This is a genomic window from Streptomyces sp. 840.1 (assembly GCF_003751445.1).
Classification (GTDB): Bacteria; Actinomycetota; Actinomycetes; order Streptomycetales; family Streptomycetaceae; genus Streptomyces.
This window is the reverse complement of sequence record NZ_RJUU01000001.1, coordinates 277,394-298,384: the sequence shown is the minus strand read 5'-3', so window position 1 is coordinate 298,384 and position 20,991 is coordinate 277,394. Positions and strand designations below refer to the sequence as shown.

The 20,991-nt window shown below is 72.1% G+C and carries 17 protein-coding genes; 15 read left to right on the top strand and 2 right to left on the bottom strand.

All coding sequences use genetic code 11. From position 1 onward, the window contains the following. Nucleotides 1-10 precede the first annotated feature (10 nt). From EDD93_RS01285 to EDD93_RS01215, 15 genes are all read left to right on the top strand, one after another. Nucleotides 11-550 (top strand): TIGR00730 family Rossman fold protein, encoded by a 540-nt coding sequence (locus tag EDD93_RS01285; RefSeq protein ID WP_123523401.1) that lies wholly within the window; start codon nt 11-13, stop codon nt 548-550. Nucleotides 551-602: 52 nt separating this feature from the next. Then, a complete protein-coding gene (locus EDD93_RS01280) occupies nt 603-1,292 on the top strand; it encodes an SDR family oxidoreductase (protein ID WP_123523400.1) in 690 nt (229 codons plus the stop codon). Nucleotides 1,293-1,326: 34 nt separating this feature from the next. After that, nucleotides 1,327-2,352, top strand: a complete 1,026-nt coding sequence (locus EDD93_RS01275) for a methionine synthase (protein WP_123523399.1) — start codon at nt 1,327-1,329, stop codon at nt 2,350-2,352. 30 nt (nt 2,353-2,382) lie between these two features. Beyond that, nucleotides 2,383-4,650: an NAD-dependent DNA ligase LigA gene (ligA, locus tag EDD93_RS01270; protein ID WP_260255583.1), complete on the top strand. Its 2,268-nt coding sequence runs from the start codon at nt 2,383-2,385 to the stop codon at nt 4,648-4,650. A 257-nt stretch (nt 4,651-4,907) separates the two neighbouring features. Further along, nucleotides 4,908-7,082, top strand: a complete 2,175-nt coding sequence (locus EDD93_RS01265; protein ID WP_123523398.1) for a bifunctional diguanylate cyclase/phosphodiesterase — start codon at nt 4,908-4,910, stop codon at nt 7,080-7,082. A 251-nt stretch (nt 7,083-7,333) separates the two neighbouring features. Next, entirely contained in the window at nt 7,334-7,630 is a 297-nt protein-coding gene (gatC, locus tag EDD93_RS01260; RefSeq protein WP_003966094.1) for an Asp-tRNA(Asn)/Glu-tRNA(Gln) amidotransferase subunit GatC, read from the top strand. 6 nt (nt 7,631-7,636) lie between these two features. After that, nucleotides 7,637-9,139 (top strand): Asp-tRNA(Asn)/Glu-tRNA(Gln) amidotransferase subunit GatA, encoded by a 1,503-nt coding sequence (gatA, locus tag EDD93_RS01255; RefSeq protein WP_123523397.1) that lies wholly within the window; start codon nt 7,637-7,639, stop codon nt 9,137-9,139. Nucleotides 9,140-9,144: 5 nt separating this feature from the next. Then, the gene (locus EDD93_RS01250) at nt 9,145-9,378 is read left to right on the top strand and encodes a hypothetical protein (protein ID WP_073738655.1); all 234 of its coding nucleotides are present in this window, start codon (nt 9,145-9,147) and stop codon (nt 9,376-9,378) included. 17 nt (nt 9,379-9,395) lie between these two features. Next, complete coding sequence (gene gatB, locus EDD93_RS01245) at nt 9,396-10,907, top strand: Asp-tRNA(Asn)/Glu-tRNA(Gln) amidotransferase subunit GatB (protein ID WP_123523396.1); 1,512 nt, start codon at nt 9,396-9,398, stop codon at nt 10,905-10,907. A gap of 82 nt (nt 10,908-10,989) precedes the next feature. Continuing rightward, a complete protein-coding gene (locus EDD93_RS01240) occupies nt 10,990-12,249 on the top strand; it encodes an SLC13 family permease (protein WP_123523395.1) in 1,260 nt (419 codons plus the stop codon). A 175-nt stretch (nt 12,250-12,424) separates the two neighbouring features. Beyond that, the gene (locus tag EDD93_RS01235) at nt 12,425-13,216 is read left to right on the top strand and encodes a class I SAM-dependent methyltransferase (protein ID WP_123523394.1); all 792 of its coding nucleotides are present in this window, start codon (nt 12,425-12,427) and stop codon (nt 13,214-13,216) included. Nucleotides 13,217-13,438: 222 nt separating this feature from the next. Then, nucleotides 13,439-15,661: an MMPL family transporter gene (locus EDD93_RS01230; protein ID WP_123523393.1), complete on the top strand. Its 2,223-nt coding sequence runs from the start codon at nt 13,439-13,441 to the stop codon at nt 15,659-15,661. Between the two features lie 82 nt (nt 15,662-15,743). Then, nucleotides 15,744-16,430, top strand: coding sequence for a hypothetical protein (locus EDD93_RS01225; RefSeq protein ID WP_123523392.1), 687 nt, complete (start codon nt 15,744-15,746; stop codon nt 16,428-16,430). Nucleotides 16,431-16,664: 234 nt separating this feature from the next. Then, the gene (locus EDD93_RS01220; RefSeq protein WP_123523391.1) at nt 16,665-16,844 is read left to right on the top strand and encodes a hypothetical protein; all 180 of its coding nucleotides are present in this window, start codon (nt 16,665-16,667) and stop codon (nt 16,842-16,844) included. A 57-nt stretch (nt 16,845-16,901) separates the two neighbouring features. Further along, nucleotides 16,902-20,066: a helix-turn-helix transcriptional regulator gene (locus tag EDD93_RS01215; RefSeq protein ID WP_185092445.1), complete on the top strand. Its 3,165-nt coding sequence runs from the start codon at nt 16,902-16,904 to the stop codon at nt 20,064-20,066. A gap of 68 nt (nt 20,067-20,134) precedes the next feature. On the opposite strand, the gene EDD93_RS01210 is transcribed toward EDD93_RS01215, so the two are convergent. Next, nucleotides 20,135-20,638: a hypothetical protein gene (locus tag EDD93_RS01210; RefSeq protein ID WP_123523390.1), complete on the bottom strand. Its 504-nt coding sequence runs from the start codon at nt 20,636-20,638 to the stop codon at nt 20,135-20,137. A 93-nt stretch (nt 20,639-20,731) separates the two neighbouring features. Beyond that, nucleotides 20,732-20,980, bottom strand: a complete 249-nt coding sequence (locus tag EDD93_RS01205; RefSeq protein WP_123523389.1) for a DUF6191 domain-containing protein — start codon at nt 20,978-20,980, stop codon at nt 20,732-20,734. Between the last annotated feature and the right edge of the window lie 11 nt (nt 20,981-20,991).

The window sequence follows — 20,991 nt, the reverse complement described above, 5'->3', positions numbered from 1 at the left end:
CGTGGAGGCCATGAAGATCTGCGTATTCCTCTCCGCCGCCGACCTCGACGAGCGCTACACCCGTCCCGCCCGCGAGTTCGCCGAACTGATCGGCCGGGGCGGACACACCCTGGTCTGGGGCGGCTCCGAGAGCGGGCTGATGAAGGTCGTGGCCGACGGGGTGCAGGAGGCCGGCGGGAAGCTGGTCGGGGTCTCGGTGGACTTCCTGGCCGCCAAGGCCCGCACCAACGCCGACGAGATGGTGATCGCGGGCGACCTCGCGGAGCGCAAGGCCCTCCTCCTGGAGAAGTCCGACGCCGTCGTGATCATGGTGGGTGGCACCGGGACGCTCGACGAGGCCACCGAGATCCTGGAGCTCAAGAAGCACGGCAAGCACACCAAGCCGGTCGTGCTGCTCAACACCGCAGGCTTCTACGACGGCCTGCGCCAGCAGTTCCAGCGCATGGAGGACGAGGGCTTCCTGCCCCTCCCGCTTACCGACCTGGTGTTCTTCGCGAAGGACGGCGTGGGCGCGCTGGCCTACCTGGAGGAGTGGTCCGGCCTGCAGTGATGTGCCGGTGGTGACGTGCAGTGCGTGATGTGACGGGTGCGACGATGGGGGCATGTCCACTCACCTCATCACCGGCGCCGGTTCCGGCATCGGCGCAGCAGTCGCCCGCCGTCTCACCGAGCGCGGCGACGATCTCGTACTCCTGGCCCGGGACGCGGGCCGCGCCAGGGAACTCGCCGCGATGCACCCCGGCGCCCGCACGATCGTCGGCGACCTCTCCAACCCGGACCGGCTCTCCTGGGCCTTCGCCCAGCAGCAGGTGCCGGAGCGGCTCGACTCGCTGATGCACATCGCTGGCGTCGTCGAGCTCGGCCGGGTCGGGGAGCTCACGCCCAAGGCCTGGCACGTGCAGCTCAACGCCAACCTGGTCGCCCCGGCCGAGCTGACCCGGCTCTTCCTGCCGCAGCTGCGCGTCGCCGAGGGCCACGTCCTCTTCGTCAACTCCGGCGCCGGCCTCGCCGCCCACGCCGAGTGGAGCGCCTACGCGGCGAGCAAGCACGGCCTGAAGGCGCTCGCCGACTCGCTGCGCCACGAGGAGCACGGCAACGGGGTCCGGGTGACCACCGTCTACCCCGGGCGAACCGCGAGCCCCATGCAGGCCAAGGTCCACCAGCAGGAGGGCAAGGAGTACGACGCCGAGCGCTGGATCGACCCGGAGTCCATCGCCACCACGATCCTGATGGCGATCGACCTGCCGCGCGACGCCGAGGTCAACGACCTCACGGTGCGCCCCGGCCGCTGACGGCACGGGCCGGGAACGGCCGTAGGCTTCCCGCGTGAGCGAGAAGAGCAAGTTCAGGGACTGCCAGGCCACCGGAATCGGTTCGATGCCCGGAGGGGACGCCCGGGAGGCGGCGAAGACCGTCACCGGCTCCTTCGGGGACGGCCAGGGCGTGCCCTACCTGGCGGAACTGCCGGCACGCGGGCCGGGCGCGGACATGATCGGGCGGACCATCGGGCTGCTCGTCGAGATGTACGGGCACGTCGAGCCCAGCGGCTGGCGGATCAGCGACCGGCCGGGGCGCGACACCCGCCGGGCCCGCTCCTGGCTGGGCGAGGACCTCGACGCGCTGGAGGAGTTCACCCAGGGCTACGAGGGCCCGCTCAAGGTCCAGGCCGTCGGGCCCTGGACGCTGGCCGCCGCCCTGGAGCGCCGGGGCGGCGAGGCCGTGCTCGGTGACCCCGGTGCCTGCCGCGACCTGGCCGGATCGCTGACGGAGGGGCTGCGCGACCACCTCGCCGAGGTACGGCGGCGGATGCCCGGAGCCAGGGTGCTCCTCCAGCTCGACGAACCGTCCCTGACCGGCGTCCTGCGCGGGCGGGTCAGGACGGCGAGCGGCTACCGCACCTACCGGGCGGTGGACCGCCAGCTCGTCGAATCCACCCTGCGCGAGGTGCTGGGCGCGGCCGGCGAGGATGCGACGCTCGTCCACACCTGCGCGCCCGAGGTCCCGTTCGCCCTGCTGCGCCGGGCCGGCGCGGACGGCATCTCGTTCGATTTCGCCCTGCTCACCGAGCGTGAGGAGGAGGCGATCGGGGAGGCCGTCGAGGGCGGTACGCAGCTGTTCCTCGGGGTGGTGCCGGGCACCGACCCGGCCTCGGACGGATTGTCGGACCCGGGCGGTAGCGTCATGGGTGTCAGGACGCTGTGGCGCAGGCTGGGGCTGAATCCGGGGACTCTGACCGAGTCCGTGGTGATCACTCCCTCGTGCGGCCTCGCGGGTGCGTCGCCCGCGTACGCACGGGCCGCGCTCGCCCACTGCGGCCGGGCGGCGAGATCGCTCGCAGACAACCCTGAGTAACGGGGCACTGGGTAACGGGAGGACGGGACGATGGCCGGCGAAGAGCAGACGGCAGGGCCGGTGGAGGCACGTACCGAGGTGCCGCCGGAGGCACGTACCGAGGTGCCCGCAGAGCCGCGGGAGCGGCACGCGCTCCTCGCCGAGCAGCTGGAGGAGCACCGCTTCCGCTACTACGTGAACGACCAGCCGGTCGTCAGCGACGCCGAGTTCGACCGGCTGATGCGTGAGCTGGAGGCGCTGGAGGACACGTATCCGGCGCTGCGCACGCCCGACTCGCCGTCGCAGAAGGTCGCGGGGCCCTACCGGACGGAGTTCACCTCCGTCGAGCACCGCGAGCGGATGCTGTCCCTGGACAACGCCTTCGACGACGAGGAGCTGGCCACCTGGGACGAGCGCGTCGCCCGGGACGTGGGCGCCACCGGCTACCACTACCTGTGCGAGCTGAAGATCGACGGCCTGGCGGTCAACCTCACCTACGAGAACGGCCTGCTGACCCGGGCCGCGACCCGCGGCGACGGCCGCACCGGTGAGGACATCACGCCCAACGTCCGCACGATCGCGGAGATCCCGCACCGGCTGAAGGGCGACCGCGTGCCGGCGCTCGTCGAGATCCGCGGTGAGGTCTTCTTCCCGATGGAGGGCTTCGAGGAGCTGAACGCCCGGCTGGTGGAGGCGGACGACAAGCCCTTCGCCAACCCGCGCAACGCGGCGGCCGGCTCGCTGCGCCAGAAGGACCCCAAGGTCACCGCGAGCCGCCCGCTCCACATGGTCGTCCACGGCATCGGCGCCCGCGAGGGCTTCGACATCGACTGCCTCTCGCACGCCTACGAGCTGCTCCAGGCCTGGGGCCTGCCCACGGCCAAGTACAACAAGGTGGTCGACTCCCTCGAAGGCGTCAGGGAGTTCATCGCCTACTTCGGCGAGAACCGGCACTCGGTGGAGCACGAGATCGACGGCGTCGTCGTCAAGCTCGACGAGATCCCGCTGCAGGGCCGGCTCGGCTCCACCTCGCGCGCCCCGCGCTGGGCGATCGCCTGGAAGTACGCGCCGGAGGAGGTCAACACCAAGCTGGTCAACATCCGCGTCGGCGTCGGCCGCACCGGCCGCGTCACCCCGTACGCGCAGGTCGAGCCGGTCGAAGTGGCGGGCTCCGAGGTCGAGTTCGCCACCCTGCACAACCAGAACGTGGTGCGGAGCAAGGGCGTACTGATCGGCGACACGGTGGTGCTCCGCAAGGCGGGCGACGTGATCCCCGAGATCCTCGGGCCGGTCGTCGACCTCCGCGACGGCACCGAGCGGGCGTTCGTCATGCCCACCGAGTGCCCCGAGTGCGGCACGGAGCTGCGGCCCATGAAGGAGGCCGACATCGACGTGCGCTGCCCCAACGCCCGCTCCTGCCCCGCCCAGTTGCGCGAGCGCGTCGCCTACCTCGCCGGCCGCAAGTGCCTGGACATCGACCACTTCGGCTATGTCGCCGCCGCCGCGCTGACCCGCCCGCTGGAGCCCGCCGACCCGCCGCTGCGCGACGAGGGCGATCTGTTCGGGCTGACCGTCGAGCAGCTGCTGCCCATCCGCGCCTACGTCCTGGACATGGACAGCGGGCTGCCCAAGCGCGACCCGAAGACGGGGGAGGAGAAGACCGCGCTGGTCTTCGCCAACCAGCAGGGCGAGCCGAAGAAGAACGCCGTCGCGATGCTGGACGCCATCGCGGCCGCCAAGGAGGCCCCGCTGGCCCGCATCCTCACCGGGCTCTCGATCCGGCACGTCGGGCCGGTCGCCGCGCAGGAGCTGGCCCGTCAGTTCCGTTCCATCGACCGGATCGACGAGGCCACCGAGCAGGAGCTGTCCGACGCCGACGGTGTCGGGCCGATCATCGCCGCCTCCGTCAAGGCCTGGTTCGCCGAGGACTGGCACCGCGAGATCCTGCGCAAGTGGCGGGAGGCCGGGGTCCGGATGGAGGACGAGGGAGCCGGCGAGGAGGAGCGGCCGAGGCCGCTCGAAGGACTCACCGTCGTCGTCACAGGCACGCTCGCCACGCACACCAGGGATGGCGCGAAAGAGGCCCTCCAGAGCCGAGGGGCGAAGGTCACGGGCTCCGTCTCGAAGAAGACCTCCTTCGTGGTGGTCGGCGACAACCCCGGCTCGAAGTACGACAAGGCCGTGCAGCTGAAGGTGCCGGTGCTGGACGAGGACGGCTTCGCCGTACTGCTCGCGGACGGACCCGACGCGGCGCGCGAGGCGGCGGTGCCGGCCGGGACGGAGCCGGACGCGGAGTCCGCGACGGACGTCGGGGAGTAGCGGCGGGGAGCGGGGCCGGGGCCCGGTGCGGGGAGTGTGGGCGTACGCCCGGATTCACCCGGTCGGCGCATAGCAGATGCTGACGGACGGTCGGTTCGCATTCGGGCAAGAGATGTAGACCGCTGCCCCTGGAAGCCCTCTGCGGCCTACTGTTGAGGGATGCGCCCGCGGCGCCCGGCCACCGGGTGTCGAGCGCGTGGTGGCAGGGAACGGAACCATCAGGTGACATCGGCACCGCCGGCTGTGAGAGGGACGGAATGAAACCGACCGAGAACGCCGCACCGGTGTCGCGGCTGCAGGGTTTCGCCGGACTCACGCCCAAGGTGGGCGCTGTCGTCGTGGCCCTCGCCACCGTCCAGCTCGCGACCGGCTTCTACCGGACGGTGAGCAACGGGCACGCGCTCTTCCCCGACGGGAAGGCCGGCTGGTCGCTCGCCGTGCTCACCGGGATCGTCGTCGGCCACCTCGTCGCGCTCGGCCGCGACCGCTGGTGGGGCGGCACCGGCTCCGGGGCCGCCCTCACGCTCGCCGTGCTGCTGCTCTACGGCTGGGTGCCCGCCGGACTGGTCAGCCTGGTCGTGGTCGTACTCGTCGGGATGGCCCGCAGGCACCGCTGGTGGCAGGGGCTGCTGCACGGCGCGGTGGACATCCTGGGGGTGGGCGCGGCGGCACTGGTCATGGCCGCGTTCGGTGAGGTGCAGACCGTCGAGTCGCCGTGGCAGCCACTCGACTGGGGCATCGACGTCATCCCGGAAGTCCTCCTCGCCGCCTCCACCTATCTGCTCGTCACCCGGGTACTGCTCTGGTACGCCCGCTCGCCCCAGGGCGGCGGGCTGCCGACGGCCGCCCGCACGGCACTGCTGCGCCAGGGCCTCGTCGCGGTCGCGCTGCTCGGCATCGCGCCGCTGATCTGCGTCGTCGCCATGGCCATGCCGGTGCTGCTGCCGCTCTTCGCGGTCCCGCTCATCGCGCTCGACTCGACGCTCTGGATCGCCCGTGCCAGGGCCGAGGAGCAGCTGCGGGACCCACTGACCGGACTGCCGAACCGCCAGTGGCTGCTGGAACGCACCTGGACGGCCCTGGAGGAGGCCGAGAGCGTCGGCAGCCGGGTGGGCCTGGTGCTGATCGACCTCGACCGCTTCCGGGCGGTCAACGACACCCTCGGCCACCTGGCCGGGGACCGGCTGCTGCTGCAGATAGCGGACCGGCTGCGCCTCGCCCTGCCGCGCGGGGCGGAGGCGGCCAGGCTCGGCGGCGACGAGTTCGCCGTCCTGCTGCCGACCGCCGACTCCACCACCAGCGCGATGCGCGTCGCCCGCCATCTGGTCGCCGCGCTCTCCTCCCCGCTGGACCTCGACGGGCTCACCCTGGTGCTGGAGGCCAGCGCCGGTGTCGCCGTCCACCCCGACCACGCGCTGGATGCCGAGGGGCTGCTGCGCCGGGCGGACGTGGCCATGTACCAGGCCAAGCGCGACCGCACGGGCGTCGAGGTGTACGAGTCGAAGCGCGACAGCAACACCCCGGACCGGCTCGGGCTCCTCGGTGACCTGCGGCGCGCGCTGGACGCGGGCGAGGTCGAGCTGCACTACCAGCCCAAGGTCCGCTTCGACGGACAGGTGGCCGGCCTCGAAGCGCTGGTCCGCTGGGTGCACCCCGAGCGGGGCCGGGTCCCTCCGGACGAGTTCATCGCCATCGCGGAGTCGTCCGGCCTGATGCCGCACCTCACGGAGTACGTACTGGAGACGGCGCTCGCCCAGGTCGCCAGATGGCGGGCGCAGGGGCTGTTCGTCCCGGTCGCCGTCAACGTCTCCCCGCGCGATGTGCACACCCCCGGGTTCGCCGGCGGCGTCGCCGCCCGGCTGGCCCGGCACGGCGTCCCGGCCGGCGCCCTCCAGCTGGAGATAACGGAACACGTCCTGCTGGAGGACCCGCAGCGCGCCGCGGACACGCTCGCCGGGCTGACCGGGCACGGCGTGAAGATGTCCCTGGACGACTTCGGCACCGGATACTCCTCCCTCGTCCACCTGCGCCGGCTGCCGGTCAGCGAGCTCAAGATCGACCGGTCCTTCGTGGCCCGGCTCGCCATCGACCACGAGGACGCGGAGATCGTCCGCTGCACGATCGACCTGGCGCATTCCCTCGGTCTGCTGGTCGTCGCGGAGGGCGTCGAGGACGACGAGACCTGGGAGCGGCTGCGGGACCTGCGCTGCGACGCGGTGCAGGGCTGGCTGGTGGCGGCCGCGATGCCGCCGCAGGAGACGACTGCCTGGCTGCGGGCGCGCAGCGAGCACGGGTGGCGGCGGCCCGCAGAGCTGGCGGCGGCTGCTGCGGCCGCGGCAGCCGCAGCGAGTGTCGCCGCCGCCGCGGCGGCGCCCGAGCCGGAGCAGCTGCCGTCCGGGCGGACGGCGGGCTCGCGGCCCGCGACGACATAGGGCGCGGCGCGGCGCTTCGGTGACGTGAGCCGGAGGCGTCCGGCGGCCGCTTTGTCCTCAATCGCCGGACGGGCTTGATTTGGCCCACCCGTGGACCCCATAGGATTGGGGGCCGACGGCACATTTGCACCTGCCGCGCGACGCCTTGCGATCGCACGCACCGGACGCCGCGCGGCCCGTCCTTCGGACGGACGGTGGAAATGTTCCGCCGGCCCAGCCAAAACCGCACACCAACCCCTGAGGATCGCTGCATGCCTGGCATCACGCGCGAGGAGGTCGCCCACCTCGCCCGGCTGGCGCGTCTGGAGCTGAAGGGCGAAGAGCTCGATCACTTCGCCGGTCAGCTCGACGACATCATCGGCGCGGTCGCCCGCGTCTCCGAGGTCGCCGACCAAGACGTACCGCCGACCTCCCATCCGCTGCCGCTGACCAACGTCATGCGGGCGGACGAGGTCCGTCCCTCGCTCACCCCCGCGCAGGCGCTCTCCGGCGCCCCGGCCCAGGAGCAGCAGCGTTTCAAGGTGCCGCAGATCCTGGGGGAGGACTAAAAAGCCATGACGGACATCAGCACCATCATCAAGCTCACCGCCGCCGAGACCGCCGCGAAGATCGCTTCCGGGGAGCTCACGGCCGTCGAGGTCACCGAGGCCCACCTGGCCCGGATCGAGGCCGTCGACGAGAAGGTCCACGCCTTCCTGCACGTCGACCGCGAGGGCGCCCTCGCGCAGGCCCGTGCCGTCGACGCGAAGCGGGCCGCGGGCGAGAAGCTCGGCCCGCTGGCCGGCGTCCCGCTCGCGCTCAAGGACATCTTCACCACGCAGGACATGCCGACCACCGTCGGCTCGAAGATCCTCGAAGGCTGGGTCCCGCCCTACGACGCGACCGTCACCAAGCGGCTCAAGGCCGCCGACGTCGTCATCCTCGGCAAGACCAACATGGACGAGTTCGCCATGGGGTCCTCCACCGAGAACAGCGCCTACGGCCCGACCGGCAACCCGTGGGACCTCACCCGCATCCCGGGCGGCTCCGGCGGCGGCTCCTCGGCCGCGCTCGCCTCCTTCGAGGCCCCGCTCGCGATCGGCACGGACACCGGCGGCTCGATCCGCCAGCCCGCCGCCGTCACCGGCACCGTCGGCGTCAAGCCCACCTACGGCGGCGTCTCCCGCTACGGCATGGTGGCCTTCTCCTCCTCCCTCGACCAGGGCGGCCCCTGCGCCCGCACGGTCCTGGACGCGGCGCTGCTGCACGAGGCGATCGCCGGACACGACCCGCTCGACTCGACCTCCATCGACGCCCCGGTCCCGCCGGTCGTCGAGGCCGCGCGCAACGGCTCCGTACAGGGCATGCGCGTCGGAGTCGTCAAGCAGTTCTCCGGCGAGGGCTACCAGGCCGGTGTCGTCCAGCGCTTCAACGAGTCGGTCGAGCTGCTGAAGTCGCTCGGCGCCACGGTCGTCGAGCTGGACTGCCCGTCCTTCGACCTCGGCCTTTCGGCGTACTACCTGATCGCGCCGTCCGAGTGCTCCTCGAACCTCGCCCGCTTCGACGCCATGCGCTACGGCCTGCGGGTCGGGGACGACGGCACGAAGTCCGCCGAGGACGTCACCGCGCTCACCCGTGAGGCCGGCTTCGGCGACGAGGTCAAGCGCCGCATCATCCTCGGTACGTACGCGCTCAGCTCCGGCTACTACGACGCGTACTACGGCTCCGCCCAGAAGGTCCGCACGCTGATCACGCGGGACTTCGAGAAGGCCTTCGAGCAGGTCGACGTCATCGTCTCCCCGACGACGCCCACCACCGCCTTCCCGATCGGCGAGCGCGCCGACGACCCGATGGCGATGTACCTCGCGGACCTGTGCACCATTCCGACCAACCTGGCCGGCAACGCCGCCATGTCGCTGCCCTGCGGCCTGGCGCCGGAGGACGGCCTGCCGGTCGGGCTGCAGATCATCGCCCCCGCCATGAAGGACGACCGGTTGTACAAGGTCGGAGCTGCCGTAGAGGCCGCCTTCGTGGAAAAGTGGGGACACCCACTGCTTGAGGAGGCTCCGTCGCTGTGAGTGCCATGGCAAAGAAGGCCACGAACTTCAAGAAGTCCAAGACCGGGCTCTACGTATCGCTCGGCAGCACCGCGTTCGGCGCGATCAGTGTTGCCAAGCAGATCAGGCTCGCGCGCAACGACAACGACACCCTGCGTCTCATCGACGCGACGGTGTCCGCCGCCGCCATCGTCACCGGCCTCGCGATCCTCTATCGCGAACTGAAGCGTCTCGGCGACGATGACGTCCTGCTGGGCTGAGAGGGAAAGTTTTCACCGTGACTGCTGTCATTGACCTGGAGTCGTACGAGGACGCCCTCGCGACGTACGACCCCGTCATGGGCCTCGAGGTCCATGTCGAGCTCGGCACCAAGACCAAGATGTTCTGCGGCTGCTCCACCGAGCTCAAGCAGGACGCCAACTCGCAGACCTGCCCGGTCTGCCTCGGTCTGCCCGGCGCGCTGCCGGTCGTCAACGAGATCGGCGTCGAGTCGGCCATCAAGATCGGTCTCGCGCTGAACTGCGAGATCGCCGAATGGTGCCGCTTCGCCCGGAAGAACTACTTCTATCCGGACATGCCGAAGAACTTCCAGACCTCCCAGTACGACGAGCCGATCGCCTTCGACGGCTATCTGGACGTCCAGCTGGAGGACGGGGAGATCTTCCGGGTGCAGATCGAGCGCGCCCACATGGAGGAGGACACCGGCAAGTCGACCCACGTCGGCGGCGCCACCGGCCGTATCCACGGCGCGTCCCACTCCCTGCTCGACTACAACCGCGCGGGCATCCCGCTCATCGAGATCGTCACCAAGCCGATCGAGGGAGCGGGCGCACGGGCACCCGAGGTCGCCAAGGCGTACGTCGCCGAGCTCCGCGAGCTCATCAAGGCGCTCGGCGTCTCGGAGGCCCGCATGGAGATGGGCCAGATGCGCTGCGACGTGAACCTGTCGCTGCGCCCGCACGGCCGCGAGGCGTTCGGTACCCGCTCCGAGACGAAGAACGTGAACTCGCTGCGTTCCGTCGAGCGGGCCGCCCGCTTCGAGATCCAGCGCCACGCCGCGGTGCTGAACTCCGGCGGCACGATCGTGCAGGAGACCCGGCACTTCCACGAGGAGGACGGCTCCACCACGGCCGGCCGCATCAAGGACAACGCCGAGGACTACCGCTACTTCCCCGAGCCCGACCTGGTGCCGGTCGCCCCGGCCCGGGAATGGGTCGAGGAGCTGCGGGGCGGGCTGCCCGAGCTGCCCCGGCTGCGCCGCGCCCGGCTCAAGGAGGAGTGGGGCGCGTCCGAGCACGACATGCAGTCCATCCTCAACGCGGGCGCGGTCGACCTGATCGTCGCCACGACCGAGGCGGGCGCGCCCTCGGACCAGGCCCGCAAGTGGTGGATGGGCGAGCTGGCCCGTAACGCCAACGAGACCGGCCGAGGCCTCGACGAGCTGCCCGTCACCCCGGTGCAGGTCGCCCGGGTGGCCGAGCTCGTCGCATCGGGCGACCTCAACGACAAGCTGGCCCGTCAGGTGCTGGAGGGTGTCCTCGCGGGCGAGGGCGACCCGGACACCGTCGTCGAGAAGCGCGGCCTGAAGGTCGTCTCCGACGAGGGTGCGCTGTCCACGGCGGTCGACGAGGCCATCGCGGCCAACGCGGCCGTCGCGGACAAGATCCGCGGCGGCAAGGTCGCCGCCGCCGGTGCGCTCGTCGGCGCCGTCATGAAGGCCACCCGCGGCCAGGCGGACGCGGCCCGGGTGCGCGAGCTGATCCTGGAGAAGCTCGGCGTGACGGGCTGAGTCCTTCCCGTACGTCCCGAAGGGGCGGTGCGCCGGGTCCTGCCCGGCGCACCGCCCCTTTCACCGCTCCGGAGAGAGTCCGCTGAACACCGTCACCGCCGAGATCGTCTCCGTCGCCCTCCTGCTGGGGGTGCTGGCGTTCGCCGTCGTACGACCCAGGGGTCTGCCGGAGGCGACCGTCGCCGTGCCCGCCGCGGTGCTCGTGATCGCGCTCGGCGCGGTCTCCTGGCCGCAGGCCCGCGCCCAGGTGGGCGACCTGCTGCCGGTCGTCGGATTCCTCGCCGCGATCCTGGTGCTGGCTCAGCTCTGCGCCGACGAAGGGCTCTTCACGGCGGCGGGCGACCTGGTCGCCCGCGCCTGCGGCGGGCGGACCGGGCCACTGCTCGCGGGCGTCTTCGTCGTCGCGTCGGTGATCACGGCGGTGCTCAGCCTGGACGCCACCGTGGTCCTGCTGACCCCCGTCGTCCTCGCGACCGCCGCCCGCGTCGGCGCCCGCCCGCGCCCGTACGTGTACGCCTGCGCGCACCTCGCCAACTCCGCGTCGCTGCTGCTCCCCGTCTCCAATCTGACCAACCTCCTGGCGTTCACGGCCAGCGGCCTCTCCTTCACCCGCTTCGCCGCCCTGATGGCGCTGCCGTGGCTGGCGGCGATCGCCGTCGAGTACGTCATCCTGCGCCGGTTCTTCGCGGCGGACCTGGCGGCTGGCGCGCACCCGCCGGATCCCGACGAGGACCGGCCGGGGCTGCCCGTCTTCACCCTGGTCGTCCTGGTGCTGACCCTGTGCGGATTCGTCGTGACCTCGTTCGCGGGCGCGGAGCCGCTGTGGGCGGCGCTGGCGGGCGCCGTCGTGCTTGCGGTCCGGGCGCTGGTGAGGCGGGAGACCACCGCGAAGCGCCTGGTGCACTCCGCCAACGTGCCGTTCTGCCTGTTCGTGCTGGCGCTGGGCGTCGTCGTCAAGGCGGTCGTCGACCACGGCCTGGGCACCGGTATCGCCCGGCTCCTGCCGGCGGGCTCCTCGCTGGGCGCGCTGCTGGCGGTGGCCGCCGTCGCGGCGGTGCTCGCCAACCTGATCAACAACCTGCCGGCGATCCTCGCCCTCCTCCCGGTCGTCGCGGCGGCCGGTCCGGGGCCGCTGCTGGCCGCGCTGATCGGGGTGAACCTCGGGCCGAACCTCACCTACGTCGGCTCGCTCGCCACCCTGCTGTGGCGCCGCATCCTGCACACGCACGACGAGCCGCCGGAGCTCGGCCACTTCACCAGGCTCGGGCTGCTGACCGTACCGGCGACGCTGGCGGTGTCGACGGTCGCGCTCTGGGGGGCGCTGCGGGTCATCGGGGTCTGACACCTGCCCGGTGTCCGGAGTGCCTTGCGTGCCCGCGCACCGGGACCACCGGCCGCCGGCCCGGGGCGAATCCCGTTGAGCCCGCACCCGCGATCGTGTTGGCTACGGGACAGCCCCTGGCGGCACCGAACCGGCAGTACGCAGGTGACCGCCCGCCCGTAGCAGGGAGTCAGACGTGCAGGACAGTGTTGTCGACCCGGTTGCCCACAACCGGGCCGCCTGGGACAAGTACGTGCACGAGGGCAACGAGTGGTCGAGGCCGGTGAGTACCGAGGAGGTCGAGCGTGCCCGCACGGGCGACTGGTCGATCGTTCTCATCGGGCACGAGCCGGTCGACCGCTCCTGGCTGCCGGCGGACCTGACCGGCAAGGACGTGCTGTGCCTGGCCTCCGGCGGCGGCCAGCAGGGGCCGGTCCTCGCCGCTGCGGGGGCGCGCGTCACCGTGTTCGACAACTCACCCCGCCAGCTCGGCCAGGACCGGGCGGTCGCGGCGCGCGACGGACTGGAGCTGCGCACCGTCCTGGGCGACATGCGCGACCTCGGCGCCTTCGGCGACGCCGAGTTCGACGTCGTGTTCCATCCCGTCTCCAACCAGTTCGTACCGGACCTGGCAGCGGTGTGGCGTGAGTCCTTCCGCGTCCTGCGACCGGGTGGAACGCTCCTCGTGGGCTTCCTCAACCCTGATGTGTACCTGTTCGACCACGAGGCGCTCGACGAGCGCGGCGAGCTGATCGTCGTGCACAAGCTGCCCTACAGCGATGTCACGCAGTACTCCGCCGAGGAGCGCGCCGCGAAGTTCGGCGCGGATGCCGCTCTTGAGTACAGCCACACCCTCACCGGCCAGATCGGCGGGCAACTCGCTGCGGGATTCGTCCTCACCGGCTTCGTGGAGGCGCCGCACCAGTCCGACGCATCCGCCGCATACCTGTCGCACTACTTCGCGACGCGGGCGGTCAAGCCGGGCTGACCCGGCCAGGGTGACCGGGCCCGCCTCCACACACTGCGGCGAGCCCGGATGGCCGAAGCCATGTCGCCCATATGCGGATCCGACGCCTGTGAGTAAGGCCACGAATCGGGCAAAAGATCACAGTTGGCTGTCAGAGTGACGGTTCTCAAGGTCATGCGTTCTCCTGCGGACGGTTCTGTCGAGCCGTCCGCAGAGACCACGAACCCGCAGGGAGCTCGTCCCTTGGCTGCCATCGCCCGCTGGTGCATCGCACACCGCCTCGTCGCCGTCCTGATCTGGCTGCTCGCCCTCGGCGGCACGGCCGCCGGCGCGGCCGTCGCGGGCAGTTCCTACACGAACGACTACGAGGCACCCGGCACCGAATCCGGTCAGGCCGCCGCGCTGCTGAAGAGCGGCTTCACGAATCTCGGCGGGGACACCGACACCATCGTCTGGCACACCGACGACTCCACCGTGCGGGCGGCCGACGTCGAGCAGGTGATGACCCGGACCCTGCACGCGGTCGAACAACTGCCCGGCGTCGGAGCCGTCGGCGGGCCCTACAGCCAGGCAGGTGCCGGGCAGATCAGCTCGGACGGGCGTACCGCCTACGCCACGGTCACCTTCGACCGGCAGGCCGACGACGTACCGCCGGAGCAGGCCGAGGCGGTCGTCCACACCGCGAAGGCCGCCTCCGGCGACCACCTGCGGGTCGAGCTGGGCGGCTCGGCCATAGCCCTCACCGAGGCACCCGCCGTGCACCTCAGCGAGGCCATCGGGGTCGTCGTCGCGGCCGTCGTGCTCTTCCTCGCCTTCGGCTCGCTCGCCGCCAGCATGCTCCCCATCGCCACCGCCCTCGTCTCGGTCGGAACGGCGTACGCGGGCATCGTGCTGCTCGGGCACGTGATGACCGTCGCCGACTTCGCCCCCATGCTCGGCATGCTCGTCGGGCTCGGCGTCGGCATCGACTACGCGCTCTTCATCGTCACCCGGCACCGCAGAGGGCTCAGGCGCGGCATGACCGTGCCCGAGGCGGCCCAGTACGCGGTCGCCACGACCGGACGCGCCGTCGTCTTCGCCGGGGCCACGGTCTGCATCGCGCTGCTGGGCATGCTGATCCTGCGGCTGAGCTTCCTCAACGGTGTCGCCGTCGCCGCCTCGCTCACCGTCGTGCTGACCGTGGCGGCCGCGGTGACCCTGCTGCCCGCCCTGCTGTCCCTCATCGGCATGCGGGCGCTGAGCAGACGCGAGCGCGGCCGGCTCGCCCGGTACGGCCCGCAGCCGGAGCCGCCCACCGGCTTCGCCGCGCGCTGGTCCGCCTTCGTGGAGCGGCACCCCAAACTGCTCGGCGGGATCGCGGTGGCGGTGATGCTCGTCCTCGCGCTCCCCACCTTCTCGCTGCACCTGGGCAGCTCCGACCAGGGCAACAACGCGAAGTCCTCGACCACCCGGCAGGCCTACGACCTGCTGGGAGACGGATTCGGCCCCGGCGTCAACGGCCCGCTGACGATCGCCGCGCGGCTGGACGGCGCGGACGACCGGCTGGCGATGGACGCGCTGCCCGCGACGCTGCGGCATACCGACGGAGTCGCGTGGGCCTACCCCGTCACGTACAACTCCAGCGGCGACACCGCGTTCGTCACCGTCGTCCCCGATTCGGCGCCGCAGTCCCGGCAGACCAGCGCGCTCGTCGACCGGCTGCGCACAGACGTACTGCCGAAGGCGGCCGACAACACCTCGCTCCAGACCCATGTGGGCGGCGTGACGGCCAGCTACGACGACTTCGCGCAGATCATCATCGGGAAACTCCCGCTCTTCATCGGTGTCGTCATAGGGCTCGGCTGCCTGCTCCTGCTGATGGCCTTCCGGTCGGTCGGCATCCCGTTGAAGGCGGCGGCGATGAACGTGGCGGCGGTCGCCTCCTCGTTCGGCGTGGTCGTCGCGATCTTCCAGTGGGGGTGGGGGAGCGAGCTGCTGGGTCTGGGCAGTCCGGGCCCGATCGAACCCTTCCTGCCGGTCATCATGGTGTCCGTGCTGTTCGGCCTCTCCATGGACTACCAGGTGTTCCTGGTCGGCCGGATGTACGAGGAGTGGCTGGAGACCGGCGACAACCGGCGGGCGGTCCGGGTCGGCCTCGCCGAGACCAGCCGGGTGATCAACTCGGCCGCTGTGATCATGATCTCGGTCTTCCTCGCCTTCGTGCTCAGCGGCGACCGGGTGATCGCGATGTTCGGCATCGCGCTCGCCGCAGCCGTCGCCCTGGACGCCTTCGTCCTGCGCACGCTGCTGGTTCCCGCGCTGATGCACCTGCTGGGCGGGGCGAACTGGTGGCTGCCGGGCTGGCTGGACCGCAGGCTGCCGCGCCTCAGCATCGAGCCGCCCGGATGCCGGACGCCGCGTGCGCGGATCCCGGCGGCGGGCGCGAGCCCGGACGAGGAGGCCGTGCCGGCCGCCGCGAGACGCTGACGAGGCCGTGCCGGCCGCCGCGAGACGTCAGGGCCTCAGGACGTTAAGAACGTTCTCATCCGGGACGCCTAGCGTGCGGGAAATGAACCCCACCACTCCCACTACTCCCACAGCTCCCGTCGCCGAGGGCGACGGAGAGAAGAAGACGGCCGAGAACGCCGTCACCGACACCGCCGGCGCCAAGGACGCGGCGGACCGGTCCGAGACGGCGGGGCGGCTCGACAAGGCACCCACGGAGTCCACGCAGTCCGCGGAGCCCGCGGACCACGGCGACGGGGCGGACGCGGACCCGGACGCGGCGGAGCACGACCTCGACCTGGACCTCGACCTGGACGACGACACCGACAAGCAGTCCGCCGGTCTCGGCACCGCCGCCGCGGCCGTCGTCTCCGTCGGCCTCGGCATCGTCTCGCTCACCGGGGCCTGGAGCGGCCGGGTCGCCGCCGAGCGCGAGACCCTGATCGGGCAGATCAAGACGTCGTCCGGTGGCTCGGCCGCCCAGCAGATCTCCGAGATCTACGGCGACGCCTGGCACGCCACCGCCCTGGTCAACGGGATCTTCGGCGTCGTCGCCCTGCTGGTCGGCTGCTACGTCCTGGTCCGGCCCGCGTTCGGCACCCCGTCCGCGCACCCGCAGGCCGGCTGGGTCCGCGCGGTGGCCAAGGGCGGCATCGCACTCGGTGTGATCGGCGTGCTGGTCGCCGTGGGCATGTACTTCGACCTCATCGTCGCCCTGCCCACGGCGGCGGCGCCCGCAGCGGGAAGCTGACCCGGCGCACAGGCACTCACACCCGCGCGTACGGCGCCCCCCGGAGCCTCCTAAGGCATCCGCGGGGGCGTTCGGCGTCCGGGTGCGGCGCGCAGGGCACGCGCCTAAGGCACCGGGCCGCCGGAGATGCGGAACTCGCCCGATGCGGCACCACCCCCTGGGGGACGAGAGTGGAGGCACGGCAGACGAACTGCCGCCACCGGGCCCAACGGCCCACGTCACCAGGGGAATCACATGTACGAGTTCGAGCTCCACAAGATCATGCAGGCCGAACTGATCCGCCGCGCCGACGCCGAGCGGCTCGCCCGCGAAGCACGTCGCGCCGACCGGGCCGCCCGCAGTTCGGCACGCAAGGAGCGCGAGAGGACGGTGAGTGCGGAGGGCGATCGTCAACGGTTCGCGCACGCCGCGTAAGGGCCGAAACCGATGTCCAGGCGGCTTCCCGGATCCGAGTTGTCAGACGTGTATGCGATGCTCGGCTCCGTGGAGACCAGGTCAGTCAGTCCCGTGTTCGTCGGCCGCGCAAGTGAACTCACCTCACTCACCGACGCGCTCGCCCGCGCCACCGCCGGGGGCGCAGGCCCGGACGGCTGCGTCTGCGGGGAACCGCAGGCGTTGCTCGTCGGCGGCGAGGCGGGCGTCGGCAAGACCCGTCTGGTCGAGGAGTTCCTCGCCGTGGCGGCCCGCCGCGGGGCCGTCGTCGCCGTGGGCGGCTGTGTGGAGATCGGCGCGGACGGCCTGCCCTACGCCCCGTTCTCCGCCGCCCTGCGCGCCCTGCGCCGCACGCTCCCGGACGAGATGGCCGCCGCCTGCGCCGGTCAGGAGAGCGAACTGGCCCGGCTCCTTCCCGAACTCGGCGAACCGGGCCTGGACTCGGCCGACGAGCACGGCACCGCCCGGCTCTTCGAGCTCACCGGCCGGCTGCTGGAGCGCATCTCGGCGCAGCGGACCGTCGTCCTGGTCCTGGAGGACCTGCACTGGTCCGACGCCTCCACCCGGCACCTCCTCGCCTACCTGTTCCGTACGCTGCGCACCGGCCGCCTCGTCGTCGTCGGCACCTACCGGGCCGACGACATCCACCGCCGCCACCCGCTGCGCCCGCTCCTGGCCGAGCTGGACCGCCTCCGTACCGTCCGCCGCATCGAGCTCGCCCGCTTCAACCGGGCCGAGGTCCGCCGCCAGCTCGCCGGAATCCTCGCCGACGCCCCCGAACCCACCCTGGTGGACGAGGTGTTCGAGCGATCCGACGGCAACGCCTTCTTCGTCGAGGAGCTCGCCTGCAGCCTGGAGTGCGGTGACGGCGCCGGAGTCCCCGACTCGCTGCGCGACCTCCTCCTGGTCCGGGTCGAAACGCTCACCGACGACGCGCAACGGGTCGCGCGGGTCGTGGCCGAAGGCGGTTCCACCGTCGAGTACGAGCTGCTGGCCGCCGTCGCCGGCCTCACCGAGGACGACCTCATCGAAGCCCTGCGCGGAGCGGTCGGCGCCAACCTGCTGCTCACCACCCCGGAGGGCAACGGCTACCGCTTCCGGCACTCCCTGGTCCGCGAGGCCGTCAGCGACGACCTGCTGCCGGGCGAACGCTCCCGCATCAACCGCCGTTACGCCGAGGCCCTGGAGGCCGACCCCACCCTCGTCCGCGACGGGGAACGCGCCACCCGCCTGGCCAGCTACTGGTACGGCGCACACGATGCGGCCAAGGCCCTGCCGGCCGTACTGAGGGCCTCGGTCGAAGCCCGCCACCGCAACGCCTTCTCCGAGCAGCTGCGCCTGCTGGAACGGGCCATGGAGCTGTGGGACGACGCCCCCGAAGAGGTACGCGGCACGCTGCGCCCCATCGACTACGCCGAGGTCTACCCGGCCTGCGGCTGCGACAGCGCCACCCCGCTGAGGTACATCGACCTGATGGCGGAGGCCACGGTCGCCGCCCGCTTCGGCAGCGACCGCGAACGGGCCCTCACCCTCTGCAAGAAGGCCCTGCGCATCCTGGAGGGCGAGAACGACGCGCTGCGCGCCGCCTGGTTCTGGGTCCAGCGCTCCCGGCTCGTCCAGGATCTCGCCCGCGGCGACGGCTGGGAGGAACTGGCCACCGCCGAGGAGCTCGTCCGCGGGCTGCCCCCGTCGGCCGTGCACGCCGACGTGCTGATGATGGTGGCCGGCTGGGGCGCTCTGCACCGCCCCGGCGCCGACACGCTGGTCGCCGCGGACCGGGCCGTGGAGTACGCCCGGCTGGTCGGTGACGAGTACATCGAGCTGCACGCCCGGCTCACCCGGGGCTGGCTGACCGCCGAAGCCGGAGACGTCGACGGCAGCATCGCGGAGATGTACGCCGTCCGTGACCGGGCCGACGAGCTGTGCCTCGTCGGCATCATGGGCCGCGCGAGCATCAACCTCCCCTCGACCCTCGAAGCCGTGGGCCGTTCCCTGGAAGCGGTGGCCGCCGCCGACCACGGGATCGAGATCTGCCACAGCCACGGCATAGCCGACACGGAGGCCTGGGTCCGCACCAACCAGGCGATGTCCCTGTACTCGCTCGGCCACTGGGACGAGGCCCTGGCCACGACCGAGGCCGCCGCCCGGGTCGCGCAGTCCCGCAAGGCCCAGGGCCTGGTCGCCGCCCGCCGCACCGAAGTGGCCCTGGCACGCGGAGACTTCGACGAGGCCGAACGGCAACTCGCGCTGAACAAGCGAAGCTTCGGCTCCCGCGACCCGCAGCCCCAGCACTTCATCAACGCCGTGCGCCACACCATCACCCTCGCCGTGCAGCAGGGCCGCCTCAGCGAGGCCCGGACGGCCTTCGAGGCACAGGCGGAGGCCGGCTTCCCCACCGGCACCCAGCGGTACGCGCTGCCCCTGCTGCACGTCGTCGCGGCGGCCGAGGCCGACGCCCGAGGCCTGCCCGCCACCGAGCCGGGCCGGCCGGCGAACCTCGCGCTGATCCGCACCCACCTCAAGCGGCTGCCGATGCTCGTCCCGGTATGGGCGGCCTACGGTGTGCTCGTCGATGCCGAACTGGCCCGAGCCGAGGGCCTCGACACCCCTGACCACTGGTCGCTCGCGGCCAAGGCCTTCGCGCCGCTGGACCGCCCGTACGAACTGGCCCAGGTCCGTCACCGCTGGGCCGAGGCGCTCCTCGTGGCCTCCGCCGACCGCGCCACGGCCACCGCCCTGCTGCGCGAGGCCCACGGCACGTCCCTGCGCCTGGGCGCGCGCCCGCTGACCGAGACCATCGAGCTGCTGGCCGGCCGTGCCCGCATCACGCTCGTGGCCCCCGACGGACCCCACGGCACCGGCTTCCGCTCAGGCTCCGGGGCGGAGATCGTGGAGGCCGTCACGGTCCCGGACGGCGGCGCCGGCGAGCAGACCACCGGCAGGGACCACTCCGAGGAGCAGCTCAGGGCCGCGGCCGCCGCCGCGGTGGAGTCCTTCGGGCTGACCCGGCGCGAGCAGGACGTGCACCGGCTCGTCGCGGACGGCCACACCAACCGCAGGATCGCCGAGGAGCTGTACATCTCGCCCAAGACCGCGAGCGTGCACGTCTCCAACATCCTGGCCAAGCTCGGGGTGGCCAGCCGGGGCGAGGCAGCGGCGCTCGCCCACCGCCTGCGCCTCTACCGCACACCGACGGGCTCCTAGACGCTCTTGCGGCGCGTGGCTTCGCGGCTTCGCGGATTCGTCGCTTCCCGGCTTCGCGGCCGGGCCGGTCACCACACGTCGACGGACCAGACATCGCCCGCCCGATGACTGTGCGGATCGGGGTCGCCCGTGCCGTACGGATCGGGGTCGACGATGACGGTGACGCGGGCACGGGACTCCGGCACGCGGTACCGGCGCACGTCACGGGACTCGTCCTCCAGCTCGAACACGCGCCCCGCGGCCAGGACGGCCGCCTCGAGCTCCTCGTACCGGAGGCGGCGGGCGAAGGTCCCGTACCTCTGCGAGAGCGGTGCCGGTACGGTCTGCGGGGAATGGTCGCGCAGCAGCCGATGCGTCTTTACCCCGAAGCCCACGCAGGACATTCGGCCCAGTTGGTCCGGTGCGAAGTTGATCTCCACCAGGCCGTGGTCCCGCCGCAGCATGCCCCGGCCGGGGACGTTGAGGCAATCGTCCCCCAGAGCGGCTTCCCAGCTGTCGGGGCTGTCGCCGACCCCTGCCCCGAGCACGTCGCAGCTGATCGCGACCCGGGCGTAGAACTCCAGCGCGGACACGCGCTGACCTCCTTCTGTTGTACGGAAACGGGGGACTGAACGGCGGGGGCAGCGGAGGGCGAGGCTGATTGCGGGGGACCGTGCGCCGCCCGATCAGTCCCCGGCCCCGGCGCCCCGGGGCGCCGCCGCACCCCCTGCATCGGCATCGCCATCGGCGTCAGCGTCGGCATCCGCGTCCCCGGTGTCGGGCCGGCGGACCACCACCTTGCCCGAGGTGAGGTCTATCGGGCCGCGCGCCGGGTCACCGATGCCGAGATCCACCCGGCTCAGCTCCAGCCGCCGCTGTTCCTCGGCAGCGTGCTTGCGGCCGGGTGCGAAGAGTTCCTCGAAGAAGTTGAACACGGGCCGCGCAC

Bases quoted from the DNA above. Each gene is read 5' to 3' on its own strand.
- EDD93_RS01285 (WP_123523401.1), top strand. From the start codon at position 11: ATGAAGATCTGCGTATTCCTCTCCGCCGCCGACCTCGACGAGCGCTAC.
- EDD93_RS01280 (WP_123523400.1), top strand. From the start codon at position 603: ATGTCCACTCACCTCATCACCGGCGCCGGTTCCGGCATCGGCGCAGCA.
- ligA (WP_260255583.1), top strand. From the start codon at position 2,383: ATGGCCGGCGAAGAGCAGACGGCAGGGCCGGTGGAGGCACGTACCGAG.
- EDD93_RS01265 (WP_123523398.1), top strand. From the start codon at position 4,908: ATGAAACCGACCGAGAACGCCGCACCGGTGTCGCGGCTGCAGGGTTTC.
- gatC (WP_003966094.1), top strand. From the start codon at position 7,334: ATGCCTGGCATCACGCGCGAGGAGGTCGCCCACCTCGCCCGGCTGGCG.
- gatA (WP_123523397.1), top strand. From the start codon at position 7,637: ATGACGGACATCAGCACCATCATCAAGCTCACCGCCGCCGAGACCGCC.
- EDD93_RS01250 (WP_073738655.1), top strand. From the start codon at position 9,145: ATGGCAAAGAAGGCCACGAACTTCAAGAAGTCCAAGACCGGGCTCTAC.
- EDD93_RS01225 (WP_123523392.1), top strand. From the start codon at position 15,744: ATGAACCCCACCACTCCCACTACTCCCACAGCTCCCGTCGCCGAGGGC.
- EDD93_RS01220 (WP_123523391.1), top strand. From the start codon at position 16,665: ATGTACGAGTTCGAGCTCCACAAGATCATGCAGGCCGAACTGATCCGC.
- EDD93_RS01215 (WP_185092445.1), top strand. From the start codon at position 16,902: ATGCTCGGCTCCGTGGAGACCAGGTCAGTCAGTCCCGTGTTCGTCGGC.